The organism is Paenarthrobacter sp. NPDC090522, from assembly GCF_044769225.1.
In the GTDB taxonomy this organism is placed as follows: Bacteria; Actinomycetota; Actinomycetes; order Actinomycetales; family Micrococcaceae; genus Arthrobacter.
In genome coordinates this window covers 85,080-97,441 of sequence record NZ_JBIVXL010000014.1, presented here as the reverse complement: position 1 = coordinate 97,441, position 12,362 = coordinate 85,080, and the positions used below count along the sequence as shown (strand labels likewise).

Annotated in this window: 10 protein-coding genes and 1 riboswitch; of the genes, 7 read left to right on the top strand and 3 right to left on the bottom strand. The window is 66.0% G+C overall.

The features are described 5' to 3' along the window. Positions 1–4: 4 nt before the first annotated feature. Both ACIQT2_RS17565 and ACIQT2_RS17560 read left to right on the top strand, forming a co-directional pair. The gene (locus ACIQT2_RS17565) at positions 5–1,543 is read left to right on the top strand and encodes a sodium:solute symporter (RefSeq protein ID WP_400334211.1); all 1,539 of its coding nucleotides are present in this window, start codon (positions 5–7) and stop codon (positions 1,541–1,543) included. A 141-nt stretch (positions 1,544–1,684) separates the two neighbouring features. Continuing rightward, a riboswitch (SAM riboswitch) is annotated at positions 1,685–1,804 on the top strand. Between the two features lie 16 nt (positions 1,805–1,820). After that, a complete protein-coding gene (locus ACIQT2_RS17560; RefSeq protein ID WP_402948914.1) occupies positions 1,821–2,159 on the top strand; it encodes a hypothetical protein in 339 nt (112 codons plus the stop codon). On the opposite strand, the gene ACIQT2_RS17555 is transcribed toward ACIQT2_RS17560, so the two are convergent. Further along, positions 2,156–2,347: a hypothetical protein gene (locus ACIQT2_RS17555; protein ID WP_397323078.1), complete on the bottom strand. Its 192-nt coding sequence runs from the start codon at positions 2,345–2,347 to the stop codon at positions 2,156–2,158. The genes ACIQT2_RS17560 and ACIQT2_RS17555 overlap by 4 nt on opposite strands. 268 nt (positions 2,348–2,615) lie before the next feature. Between ACIQT2_RS17555 and ACIQT2_RS17550 the strand changes: the two genes are divergently transcribed. The 3 genes from ACIQT2_RS17550 to ACIQT2_RS17540 all read left to right on the top strand — a co-directional run bounded on the left by ACIQT2_RS17550 (position 2,616) and on the right by ACIQT2_RS17540 (position 5,803). Next, complete coding sequence (locus ACIQT2_RS17550; RefSeq protein WP_400334204.1) at positions 2,616–3,770, top strand: VIT1/CCC1 transporter family protein; 1,155 nt, start codon at positions 2,616–2,618, stop codon at positions 3,768–3,770. A 154-nt stretch (positions 3,771–3,924) separates the two neighbouring features. After that, the gene (locus ACIQT2_RS17545) at positions 3,925–4,761 is read left to right on the top strand and encodes a peptidase M10A and M12B matrixin and adamalysin (RefSeq protein ID WP_402948987.1); all 837 of its coding nucleotides are present in this window, start codon (positions 3,925–3,927) and stop codon (positions 4,759–4,761) included. 229 nt (positions 4,762–4,990) lie between these two features. Continuing rightward, the gene (locus ACIQT2_RS17540; RefSeq protein WP_402948910.1) at positions 4,991–5,803 is read left to right on the top strand and encodes a matrixin family metalloprotease; all 813 of its coding nucleotides are present in this window, start codon (positions 4,991–4,993) and stop codon (positions 5,801–5,803) included. Here the strand turns inward: ACIQT2_RS17540 and ACIQT2_RS17535 are convergent. Then, complete coding sequence (locus ACIQT2_RS17535; protein ID WP_402948907.1) at positions 5,800–6,960, bottom strand: LOG family protein; 1,161 nt, start codon at positions 6,958–6,960, stop codon at positions 5,800–5,802. The genes ACIQT2_RS17540 and ACIQT2_RS17535 overlap by 4 nt on opposite strands. A 72-nt stretch (positions 6,961–7,032) precedes the next feature. On the opposite strand from ACIQT2_RS17535, the gene ACIQT2_RS17530 reads away from it, so the two are divergent. After that, positions 7,033–7,809: a gamma-glutamyl-gamma-aminobutyrate hydrolase family protein gene (locus ACIQT2_RS17530; RefSeq protein ID WP_402948905.1), complete on the top strand. Its 777-nt coding sequence runs from the start codon at positions 7,033–7,035 to the stop codon at positions 7,807–7,809. Between the two features lie 126 nt (positions 7,810–7,935). After that, a complete protein-coding gene (locus ACIQT2_RS17525; RefSeq protein WP_402948902.1) occupies positions 7,936–10,833 on the top strand; it encodes a chitobiase/beta-hexosaminidase C-terminal domain-containing protein in 2,898 nt (965 codons plus the stop codon). Between the two features lie 464 nt (positions 10,834–11,297). Here the strand turns inward: ACIQT2_RS17525 and ACIQT2_RS17520 are convergent, their stop codons facing one another. After that, positions 11,298–12,320, bottom strand: a complete 1,023-nt coding sequence (locus ACIQT2_RS17520) for a Gfo/Idh/MocA family oxidoreductase (protein WP_402948899.1) — start codon at positions 12,318–12,320, stop codon at positions 11,298–11,300. Positions 12,321–12,362 lie beyond the last annotated feature (42 nt).

Here is a 12,362-nt window from a genome sequence, read left to right as displayed (position 1 = left end):
ACTCATGGACTCTTCGTTCATCAACATCGCCATTGTGGTGGTGTATTTGCTTGCCATGCTGGCGTTCGGTTGGTGGGGCAAGTCCCGCACCAAGAACAACAGCGACTTCCTGGTGGCCGGTCGCCGCCTGGGACCGTTCCTCTACACCGGCACCATGGCCGCGGTTGTCCTGGGTGGCGCATCCACCGTTGGCGGCGTTGGCCTGGGCTACAAGTTCGGCATCTCCGGCATGTGGCTGGTGGTGGCCATCGGCGCCGGCGTCCTCTTGCTGAGCCTGCTGTTCGCCGGCACCATCCAGCGCCTGAAGATCTACACGGTCTCGCAGATGCTGAGCCTCCGCTATGGAAGCAAGGCCACCCAGACCTCCGGCATCGTCATGCTGGCCTACACCCTCATGCTCTGCGCAACCTCCACCGGCGCCTACGCCACCATCTTCGTGGTCCTTTTCGACTGGGAACGCTGGCTGGCCATCGCCGTGGGCGGCGCGATCGTGCTGGTTTACTCCACCATCGGTGGCATGTGGTCCATCACCCTTGCTGACCAGGTCCAGTTCATCATCAAGACCGTGGGCATCTTCCTGCTGATGCTGCCGTTCGTCATGAACGCAGCCGGCGGCCTGGACGGCATCCGCCAGCGCGTTGATGCAAGCTTCTTCCAGATCGACGGCATCGGCCTGCAGACCATCATCACGTACTTCGTGGTGTACACGCTTGGCCTCCTGATCGGCCAGGACATCTGGCAGCGCGTCTTCACGGCAAAGACCCCCACGGTTGCACGCTGGGGCGGCGCAACCGCCGGCGTCTACTGCATCCTCTACGGTGTAGCCGGCGCCCTGATCGGCCTCGCCGCACGCGTGGCCTTGCCGGACATCGACGTGGCAAACCTCGGCAAGGACGTTGTCTACGCCGAGGTGGCAACGCACATCCTGCCCATCGGCATTGGCGGCCTGGTCATGGCAGCTGCCGTTGCCGCGATGATGTCCACCGCCTCCGGCGCACTCATTGCCGCGGCCACAGTGGCCCGCGCAGACGTAGTCCCCTTCGTCGCCAGCTGGTTCGGCAAGACCATCAACACCGACGACACGGAAAACCCCGAGCACGACGTCAAGGCGAACCGCTACTGGGTCCTCGGCCTCGGCGTCCTGGCGGTCCTGATCTCCATGGCGGCCCAGGACGTGGTCGTGGCCCTCACCATCGCCTACGACATCCTGGTAGGCGGCCTCCTCGTCGCCATCCTCGGCGGCCTTGTATGGAAGCGCGGAACCGGCATCGCCGCAGCCTGGTCCATGGCCGTGGGCTCGGTCCTTACCCTGGTCCTGCTGATCCTCTTCGCAACGGGTGTGATCGAGAGCGCCGACGGCGTCTACGCGAACGATCCCATCTACTGGGGCCTCGGCGCTTCGTTCGTGACGTTCGTGGTGATCTCACTGCTCACTCCGCCCACCGATGCCGCCGTCCGCGCGGCGTGGGACAAGCGGGTTGCTGGAGCCATCTCGGATGAGCTCCCGCTGGACGCCCACCCGGTCACCAGCCACAAGGCCTGACAGGCTCGCTTCACTGCGGTAAACCAAGCAATTCACGACGGCGGCGCCACCCTTCGCGGGGTGGCGTCGCCGTTTGCGTCGTCCCCGGCATCCACAAGCACACCCACCCCCATTGCGGGGAGGCATTAGGATAGGACGCAGCTTCAAGAGATGTGGCGCCAAGCTCCGACTGGCCGCACACCAACCCCATGTTCACGGGTGGTTCGGATGAGGAAGCGGCCCGCCCCGGACCAGAGACAACCGAGCGGGCAAGAGCACTCCCACCAAGGAGCAGTCCTTGCCGTACCAGGCTGAAACCAGCACGATCCAAGATCCCGCACACCGAGCAGGCGCATCCCAAGCGGCCCTGGTCAACACCAGCCCCATCGAAAGCGCCGCCCCCGCAGTCCGGGTGATTCCCGTCGTCAACCTCGTCCAAGGCACGGTGGTCATTGCAGCGCGCGGCCGCGCCGAACGATTTCACCACCCTGATCCCCGGCTGCTGGCCGCGGCATTGGCACGTTCCGTCCGCGCCGCACGTTGGTGTTCCGCGTCGCAGACGCTGACGGTGACCGTTACCGCCGTCGGACGTGCCGCCGGGCGCGAGCGGCTCTTCAACCTGGTGCCGGCTGCCTAGGATTCGTCGCCGTCGCCGCGGAATTCTTCCTCGGCCTCATCGAGCGGCACAATGCGCTCGTCGTCGTCCGCCACCTCGCCTTCCTCTGCCCAGGCCTCGTCCACTTCCTGGTCCTCGTTGTAGTCGTAGGCCGGATCCGATTCGATGGTTGCCCGTTCCGGGTGGTGGGGATGTGATTCGGTGCTCATGCTGCAACCTCCGTCCGATGGGCCGCACCAGGCGGTCCACTGACCGATGTGCGGGGAGTGCCCCGCCCCTGTCTAACCATCTGAGCACCGCCTCAGGAAGGGGTCAAGGGAGGGCTGCCGACGGCCGCAGCGCCGCTGCAGCAGGGTACGGAATTAAGGCATGCCGAACATTCCCGCTAAGGAATACCAGCCAAAAATCCCCGGAAATAAGCGGTACAGTGGGCGGTGCAAAGGGGCCGTAACCGTCCCATCAAGCCCAGGAGAAACAGTGCAACAGCACCAGGAATCCCACGGTCCGTCGAGCCCCGCTCCGGCCCCCCACCCCGCAGACGAAGCCCCGCGAACACCCACGCAGTCGGATATCCGGCGCTGGCGGCAGTACCTGGCAGACGAACGGGCCGAGGCCGCCGTCTACCGCGAACTCGCCCAACGCCGTGACGGCGAGGAACGGCAGATCCTCCTGGCCCTGGCAGAGGCGGAAGGCCGGCACGAGGCCCACTGGCTCAAGCTGCTCGGGGAACACGCCGGCATGCCCAAGGCGGCGTCCGCACGCAGCCGGCTCCTCGGTTTCCTGGCGCGGCACTTCGGATCCGTCTTCGTCCTCGCGTTGGCCCAACGTGCTGAGGGGCGCTCCCCCTATGGCACCGACCCGTACGCCACCCCCGCCATGGTGGCCGACGAGCAAATCCACGAGGAAGTTGTCCGCGGCCTCGCAACCCGCGGCCGCAACAGGTTGTCCGGCACGTTCCGCGCAGCGGTTTTCGGCGCCAACGACGGCCTGGTCAGCAACCTTTCCCTGGTGATGGGCATGGCCGCGACGGGCGTTTCCAGTGCCGTCGTGCTGATGAGTGGCGTTGCCGGCCTGCTGGCGGGTGCGCTGTCCATGGGTGCCGGCGAGTACGTCTCCGTCCGGTCGCAACGGGAACTGCTCAACGCCACCCTTCCCACCCAGGCCACGTTGGCCGCAGCGCCGTCCTTGGACGTGGAGCACAACGAACTCGTCCTGGTGTACCTGGCGCGCGGCATGACCAGGGAAGCTGCTGAACACCGCGCCGCAGAGCGCCTGGGGCTCTTCAGCTGCGACTGCGATCCCAGCCTTTCGCTCCAGCCAGAGAAGGAAGAAGTGGCGGACGAGCACGAGACCGTCGGTTCCGCATGGGGCGCTGCCATGTCGAGTTTCTGCTTCTTCGCCTCGGGCGCCATCGTCCCCATCCTGCCATTCGTCTTCGGCATGGTCGGCTGGAACGCGCTGATCCTGGCCGGAGCGCTGGTGGGCATTGCACTTCTGGCGACGGGCGCCGTCGTCGGGCTGCTCTCCGGAACGTCCCCGCTGAGCCGTGGCCTCCGCCAGCTGGCCATCGGCTTGGGCGCCGCAGCTGCCACCTACGGACTGGGCCTCCTCTTCGGAGCGGTGATCGTCTAGGCCTCGCCGGCATGAATAGACGGGACCACCCCGGTCCCGTAATGTTGGTTCGTCCTCTGCGCTGCCTGCGTGAACGGGGCCTGAGGAATGGAGAACCGTGGACACCGAGCATGGGGAGTCGCATGCGCAAGAACCCCGCCGTGCCGGCAAGGCGCTGCGTTTGCTCCTCGGCCTGGTCATGGCGGTGGTTGCGGCTGTAGTCGCCGTCCTGGTCAGCGGTTTCCTGCACGGCGATCCACGCATTACGGCCCTGGTCCCGGGCGCCGCCCTGCCCAACGCCCAACAAGGCGGACCAGGCACGCACAACCCGGCGCGCGCCCTCAACGCTCCCCCGCCCGGGCTTGAAGAGGCCGATGCCCCGCTGGCGTCACCTCCCGCGCCGGCCTTCACGAGCGATTCATACAAGTTCCTGGCGACGAACGACGACGGCACACCGGTTGGCTATTCGCCGTGCCGGCCGCTGCACTACGTGGTCAATGACGCCTCGGCGCCCGCGGGAACGGATGGGCTGCTCCAGACTGCGTTGGCCAACGTCTCCGCCGCGACGGGCATCCAGTTCGTCAATGACGGCACCACGGACGAGCTGCCCACTGCGAAGCGGGAGCCCTACCAACCGGCGAAGTACGGCGAGCGCTGGGCACCGCTGCTGATTTCCTGGACCACGCCGGAGGCCGCACCCGCACTGGAGGACAAGGTCATTGGCACCGGTGGCAGCACCATGTATTCGCTGAACAAGGGACCCAAGAGTTACATCACGGGCAGCTTGGAACTCGATACGCCACAGATCTCCGAGCTCCTCGCCGAGGAAGGCGGCTCGGATTACGTCCTGGCCGTCATGCAGCACGAACTGAGCCATGTGACGGGGTTGGACCACGTGGATGACCCGGTGCAGTTGATGTATCCGGAGATCGGCGCACCCGATGGTTTGGCTGACGGAGACCTGACCGGCCTGCACCTGTTGGCGTCTGCCCCCTGCCGCAAGGACATCTAGGCCCGCTCTTGGCCGGAGCCGGACCATGGACTTCCCGGCGGGCGCGGTCCTATGCTGTCCCCAACGGCCGACGGCGGCGCCCCAACCGCGGTTCCGGGCCGTCGCGTCAGGGGGTTCGATGGAACCTGATGGGTCGCCACAAGGGCCAGACCCCTATCCCCCGCCGCGTCATCTCCCTCCTGCGCAAGGACCGCTGCAGCAACCCACTCCACAGATCAGGCACCGCACCGTGGCCGCGGTCTTCTTCTTTTTCGGGGTCCTGGGATTGGTCTGCGCAGGTGCCTATTTCGGCGGAGACCTGCAGCCGCTGTGGGGTTCGTCCGCCCCGCAAAGCCAGTCCCCGCGCCCGGGGGTGCTGCCGTTCGGCCAACGGGAAGACCCGGTTCCGGGGCGGGAGGAGGCCGACGCTCCCCTGGGCACGCCCGCGCCCTTGCAGCGGAGCAGTACGGCCTACAACTTCCTGGCGGTCAAGACGGACGGAACACCCGTGGCCTACTCCCCCTGCCGCCCCATCCATTACGTGGTGAACTCGACTCTGGCTCCCGCGTCCTGGCAGTCCTTGGTCGAGGAGGCTGTGCGGCAGGCCAGCCTGGCGACGGGACTCCACTTCGTTTACGACGGCCCCAGCTCGGAGCAGCCCACCAGCAACAGGGCCGGCTACCAGCCTGAGATGTACGGCGACCGCTGGGCTCCCGTCCTGATTGCCTGGACCACCCCGGAGCAGGTCCCGCGGCTCACGGGCCAGACCGTCGGGCTGGGTGGCAGTTCGTCGATCGGACTCAGTAACGGCTACAAGGCCTATGTCACCGGCACGGTGTCCCTGGATGCGCCGCAGTTCGCCGGCATCATGGGGTCCTCCCAGGGCAGGGAGATCGGCGTGGCAGTGATCATGCACGAGTTGGGACACGTCCTGGGCCTCGACCACGTGGATGATCCCCGCCAGCTCATGTACGACCAAGCCTCATGGGTGCGCCAATACGCGGCCGGCGACCTGACGGGCCTGGCCAAGCTCGGCTCCGGTCCGTGCAGCAAGGACTTCTAGCGCTCCTTTACAGGACGCCCGGCCCGTCCGGCCACGATGTCCACCGCTTCCTCCACGGTGTCCACCAGGAAGATCCGTTCAGCCATGGGCCTTCCCGCGGCCAGGCTTTGCAGCATGGGCCACGCGGGGAAGCTCCGTTCCCAGTGCTCGCGTCCCACCAGCACCATGGGCGTGACGGTTTCCGGCGCACCGTAGTAGTTCTCGCACGCGTCCTGGAAGATCTCCTGCACGGTCCCGGCCGAGCCCGGGAGGAACACGATTCCGCCGTTGCACAGTTCCAAAAGGATGGCCTCCCTGATGGCGTTCGCGAAGTACTTGGCGATGTGCGTCGCAAACAGGTTGGGTGGCTCATGACCGTAAAACCAGGTGGGAATGCCCAGCGTGGCCGTGCCTTCCGGATGATGTTCGACGACGGCGGCGGCCTCGCGCGCCCAAGCCGTCACCGACGGCCTGAACCCCGGAACGCCGGCGAGCGCCTGCAGCGCCGCGCGGAAGTCGTCGTCGTGCGTTTCGCTCAAGTACGCACCCATGTTGGCCGCTTCCATGGCACCGGGACCGCCGCCCGTGGCGACCGTGAGACCGGCCTGCGCGAGGAGGCGTCCCAGTCGGGCAGCATCAGCGAACTCCCGGGTGCCGCGTTGGGCAGCATGGCCGCCCATGACTCCCACCAGTGTGGAACCCGGGAAGGCCCCGTTCTGGAGCGCCTCATCCAGGGCGTCGCCGATCGCGTGGTCATGGAGTGCAGCGGCGAGCGTCGCATCGAGGCTTGAGCGCTGGCCCGGAAGGATGCTCCACTGGTAGACCTTGGCATCCAGCGTGTCCTCGTACTCAGTGGCGGAGATGTCTTCGTAGAGTTCCTGTGCGGTGTAGAGGCTGCCGCGGTAAGGGTTGAACGGCACTCCGCGCAGCTTGGGGAAGATCAAAGCGCCGCGGCCCCGGAGGGTCTCTTCCACGCCGTCGTCGAAGGTGCATCCGAGGAAGATGGCACCCTGCGGGCTAAGGGAAAGCAGTTCCCGTGAGCGCCCGCGGAGGTCCAGGGACTGCGCGTGCCAGCCGTGCATGGAAGCAGCTCCGGCCCCCACCAAACGGTCGAAGTGAACCACGCTTTCGACGTCGAGCGTCCGGGGGCTGGGGTTCAAGGCGCCGGAGGGATTCATGGTTTCAGCGTAGTGCGCCGGAAGGTTACACCGCCGTTTGGGGCCCGGGACACCGCCCATGCATCATGAAGCATGACCAACACTTCCGGCGCTCCCACGCGCATCGGCGTCCCCATCCGCCTCAGCAGCTCCGACGCCCCGGACGCCCGGGTGGGCGAGGCCAACGAACTGTTCGTGTTCATTGTGGAGTTGCTCCGCGAGGCCGGTGCCGAGCCGGTGCTGCTGACCCCGGAATCCGTGTTGGAAACAGAACTGGGCGCGCTGGACGGGGTGCTCCTGCCGGGCGGCGGCGACCTTGACCCCAGGCTGTACGGACAGGAACCGGTGGAAGCCGTCTACGACGTCAACCCCGAACAGGACACGCTGGACCTGGCCGTTGCGCGCGCAACGCTCGACGCCGGTCTGCCGCTCCTTGGCATTTGCCGAGGACACCAGCTCCTCAATGTCCTCTATGGGGGAACCCTCATCCAGGACATGCTTCCGTCCACCGTGGTGCACAGCGGCCTGGATCCGGATGATGCCGCCGCGAGCGAGTGGGCGTGGCATGACGTGGTACTGGCCCCCGGCTCCCGGACCGCTGCCCTCTACGGCTCCACGGACGGCACCACGGTCAAGATCGCTTCGGGCCACCACCAGGCCGTGGCTACCGTCGGCGAGGGCCTGGCAGTCACAGCCATTGCCGACGACGGCACCATCGAAGCACTGGAAGATCCCGCCCGGTGGGTGACGTCCGTGCAGTGGCACCCAGAAGCAGCCCAGCTTCCTTCCGCCGAGCGTCTCCTGCCTTTCAGCGCCTTCGTAAAAGTGTGCCGGAAAGCTACCCAGGACCGGCCCGGAGGAGTACAGTAACGCTCACTGCATCAGTTCCCTTACTTTCTGGGGACCTGGAGCGCACAATTTCATTCGAATGACGTCGCAAGGGCGTCTTAAGTTCGCCGGCTGGGGGGCCCAACGTCTGCTCAAAGGAGCATTGTTGTGGTCCGTTCAAAACCCGCCAATCCACACCGTCATCCGAAGACTCCCGCTTCCCTCCTTGGCATCCTGCTGACTTCCGCTCTGGCTTTCGGCGGGCTTGTCCTAGGCGGCGCCGCGCCGGCAGCCGCCGCAGTCCCACCCTGCGCCGGAACCGGCGGGGCCATGCAGATCGTGGCCCACACCGACGACGACCTGTTGTTCCTCAGCCCCGACTTCATGCGGGATATCCAGGCCAAACGCTGTGTGCAGACGGTCTTCACCACCGCCGGAGAAGCCGGAGAAGGCGCCTCATACTGGCGCGGCCTCGAAGCAGGCATCCGTGCGAGCTACTCCAAGATGGCCGGAGTCGCCGACTCGTGGACCACCTCGGACGCCGGTGTCCCCAACAGGCCGCTGACCATGCAGACGCTCAACGGGGCACCCAACATTTCCGTGGTGTTCATGCGGCTCCCCGACGGATTCCCCGATGGCGATGGCAGCGCCGCGTACAACGACCAAAGCATCCTGAAACTCTGGGACGGACGCCTCTCTTCCATCCGGCCCGTGGACAACGCAGCAACGTTCACCAAGACGCAGTTCCAGAACGCCCTCAACCGTCTGGTGGCCAACTTCCAGCCCACCACGTTCCGCACGCAGGACTGGACCGGGAACTTCAACAACCCCTACGACCACAGCGACCACTGGGCCACGGCAAAGTTCGCCCAACTGGCTACCCGGAGCTACACCGGTCCGCACACCTCCATCGCCTACGACGCGTACGTGATCGACGAGTATCCGCAGAACGTGACGGGTGCTGATCTCACGGCCAAAGTGGATACCTTCGTGCGGTTCGCCGACTTCGACATGTACATCTGCAGCAGCCCCGGCGAGGGCTGCCCGGACTCTCCCTACGACGAATGGCTCAAACGGCAATATGTCACGGCCATCGAGTGGGTAGGAAACGCAGCCAAGCTGGCGGGCACCACCGTCACGGCTTCGTCCCAGAAAGCTGCGGCCCAGAGCCCCGAAAAGGCACGCGACGGGTACTTCTGGGGCGCGCCGATGGACGCTACCCGGGAGTGGGTCACCGCCGCCGAAAAAACCGGCAGCTGGATCCAGTACAACTTCTCGCCCACGCGGACCATCAACGCGGTGACGCTCTCGGACAGGCCTGTCCTCACTGACCAAGTGACCGGCGGCAACCTTACCTTCTCCGACGGCAGCACCGTGGCGGTCCCGGCCTTGCCAAACAACGGCTCAGCCCTGACAGTCAACTTCCCGGCGCGGACCGCGAGCTGGGTACGTTTCAACATCACCTCCGTCAGTGCGGGCACCACCAACGCCGGCCTTTCCGAGTTTGAAGCGTACGTCACGGCAGACACCGTTGCACCCGTCGTCACGGCCACTCCGCCGGGCGGAACCTACGCCGCCGGCCAGGCCATCACCCTGGCAACCAACGAGACCGCCACCATCTACTACACCGTGGACGGAAGTACACCCACCACGTCCAGTCCCAAGTACTCGGCCCCGATCACCCTCAACGGTGCGATGACCCTGAAGTACTTTGCCGTGGATGCAGCGAACAACTCCTCCGCCGTCGCCACGCAGACGTACTCAACCGGCCCTGACGTCACCAAGCCCGTGGTGACGGCCAACCCGGCCAGTGGAGCCTACGCGGCGGGAACCAAGATCGCGCTGACCGCCAACGAGCCGGCCGAGATCCGATACACCACGGACGGCACGGATCCGCTGACAGCAGGACTTGTGTACAGCGCACCCATCACCTTCAACGGCCCCGGCCCCCTGACGTTGAAGTACTACGCCAAGGACACGGCAGGGAACACCTCCGACGTCGCTACCCAGACGTACACAGTGCCCCCGGACACCACGGCACCGGTGATCACTGCCAATCCCACCGGCAGGGCTTTGGCCAGTGGGGCAACCATCAGCCTCGGCGCCAATGAGCCGGCCACGATCTACTACACCACCAATGGAAGTACCCCCACGGCTACCGAATCGGCGACCAACCTCAAGTACACGGCCCCGATCGTCATGGGCAGCTCCACGCTGACGCTCAAGTACATCGGCGTGGACACGGCCGGGAATACCTCGGCAGCGGGAACCCAGACCTACACCGTGCCCGCAGCCGGACCGCCGTCGGCCCATGACTTCAACGGCGACGGGCGCGCGGACGTCCTGGCTGCGGACACTGCCGGCAACCTCTACCTGTATCCGGGCGACGGTTCCGGCGGGCTCCTCCCCCGGCAGGTGGCCCTGCCCGCCCCTGCGTGGTCCTCGATCACGGACACCATCACTCCCGGCGACTTCAACAGGGACGGCAAGAACGATCTCCTGGCCCGTGCCGGGGACATCCTGTACTTCTACCCCGGTGACGGTGCAGGCAGCTTCGGCGCAAGGACCCAGGTGAGCACGGGCTGGAGCACCATGACCCAGCTCTTCTCCCCCGGCGACTTCAGCGGCGACGGAATCCCTGACTTCATGGGCCGGCGCAGCAACGGTGAGCTCCGGCTGTACGAGGGCAACGGAAACGGTGGCCAGCGCACCCCGTACACAGTCGGCACCGGCTGGGGCATCATGAACGCCATCTTCAGCACCGGCGATTTCAACGGAGACGGCAAAGCCGATGTACTGGCGCGCCGAACGGATACGGGAGCATTATGGCTGTATCCGGGCAATGGCTCCGGAGGTTGGCTGCAGTGGAACCAGATCGCTACGGGCTGGAATACGCGCACTGCACTCGCCGGCCCCCGGGACCTAAGTGGCGACGGCAAGAACGACGTCCTGGGCCGCATTGGAGACAACTTGTGGCTCTACCCCGGATCGGGAGGCGGAACTCTGGGAAATGTGCCGCCGATCAGCCTGGGCGCGGGTTGGCAGGGGATGAAGGTCATCGCCTGAACAACCCCCACTGAACCTGGCGCGGGTCGGAGTTTTCCCCCAGACTCTTCCGGCCCGCGTCAGCCACGTCCGACCCTCTCTCACCGAACCGCCCTCTCCCACCGACCCTCTCTCACCGAATCACCCTCCGCCACCGACCCTCTCTCACCAAACCGCCCTCTCCGGGCGACGCTCTCTCACCAAACCGCCCTCTCCGGGCGACGCTCTCTCACCAAACCGCCCCCTCCCACCAACGCCCTCTCACTTGCCTCAAGAAAGCCAACCGCAGGAAGGCCCGACGGCGGCACTCACCCGAGTGCCGACGTCGGGCCCTCCTGCGGCCGATGAGAGACCGTTCGGTCGATAGGGGCATTGGGTGAGAGAGGGACCGGTCAAAAGGGGGCATTCGGTGAGAGAGGGACCGGTCAAAAGGGGCATTCGGTGAGAGAGGGATCGGTCAAAAGGGGGATTCGGTGAGAGAGCGTTTAGGGGCGCACCTTGACGGGGACGCCGGTTTCGAGTGACTCCTGGGCTGCGTCGGCCACGCGGGAGGCGGCCACAGCGTCCTCCGGCGTGCAGGGGTTCTTGCGCTCGCCAAGGATCACTTCAACGAACGCTGCCATCTCCGAGCGGTAGGCCTGGTGGAAACGCTCGGCGAAAGTCTTGTGGGCTTCGCCGGCCGGGAACGCGATCCCCAACTCGGCTGAACGTACCGCCATCTGGTGGTCCATCCCCACCAGGATTGAACCGTCAGAACCCTGCAATTCCAACCGGACGTCATGGCCAGCCCCGTTGTAGCGGCTGGCCGAGACCGTTCCCACCGTGCCGTCGTCGAACGTCACCACGGCCAGGGCGGTATCGACGTCGCCCACCTCACCGATCGCGGGGTCGCCGTTGTTGGAGCCCTTGGCGTAGACCTCCACGATCTCCCGGCCCGTGAGCCAGCGCAGGATGTCGAAGTCGTGGACCGAGCAGTCCCGGAAAAGACCGCCGGAGCTGGCAAGGAACTCAACAGGTGGCGGCGTCATATCGCAGGTGACGGCGCGGACGGAGTGAATCCAGCCGAGTTCACCGGCGTCGTAGGCCCGTTTGGCCTCCAGGTAACCTGCGTCGAAGCGTCGCTGGTGTCCGATCTGGACGGTGCCGCCCTTCTCACGGATGTAGTCCAGCACCGGGAGGGATTCGGCAACGTTGACGGCCACGGGTTTCTCGCAGAAGACCGGGATGCCGGCGTCCACGCCCGCCCGGATGAGGTCCGGGTGGGTGGCCGTACCGGTGGCGATCACCAAACCGTCAATGCCGGACGCGATCAGCTCCTCCACCGAGGGCAGGAACTCCGCCCCGAAGTCCGCGGCAACGGACCTGGCGTGTTTGTGCGCGACGTCGGTCAGCTTGAGCCGCACGTGAGTCCCCTCAGGGTTAAGGACCTCGTTCAGCGCGACGATATTCCTGGCGTGCATCACGCCGATCCTGCCCACGCCCACCAGGCCGAGGGTTACTTCTTTCATGCTGTCTCACTTCCTTTCCGGACATTCGCCGGATAATCCAGG

What these genes read in the sequence shown, in the direction of transcription:
- ACIQT2_RS17565 (WP_400334211.1), top strand. Translation starts at nt 5, where the DNA reads ATGGACTCTTCGTTCATCAACATCGCCATTGTGGTGGTGTATTTGCTT.
- ACIQT2_RS17555 (WP_397323078.1), bottom strand. Translation starts at nt 2,347, where the DNA reads ATGAGCACCGAATCACATCCCCACCACCCGGAACGGGCAACCATCGAA.
- ACIQT2_RS17535 (WP_402948907.1), bottom strand. Translation starts at nt 6,960, where the DNA reads ATGAATCCCTCCGGCGCCTTGAACCCCAGCCCCCGGACGCTCGACGTC.
- ACIQT2_RS17530 (WP_402948905.1), top strand. Translation starts at nt 7,033, where the DNA reads ATGACCAACACTTCCGGCGCTCCCACGCGCATCGGCGTCCCCATCCGC.
- ACIQT2_RS17520 (WP_402948899.1), bottom strand. Translation starts at nt 12,320, where the DNA reads ATGAAAGAAGTAACCCTCGGCCTGGTGGGCGTGGGCAGGATCGGCGTG.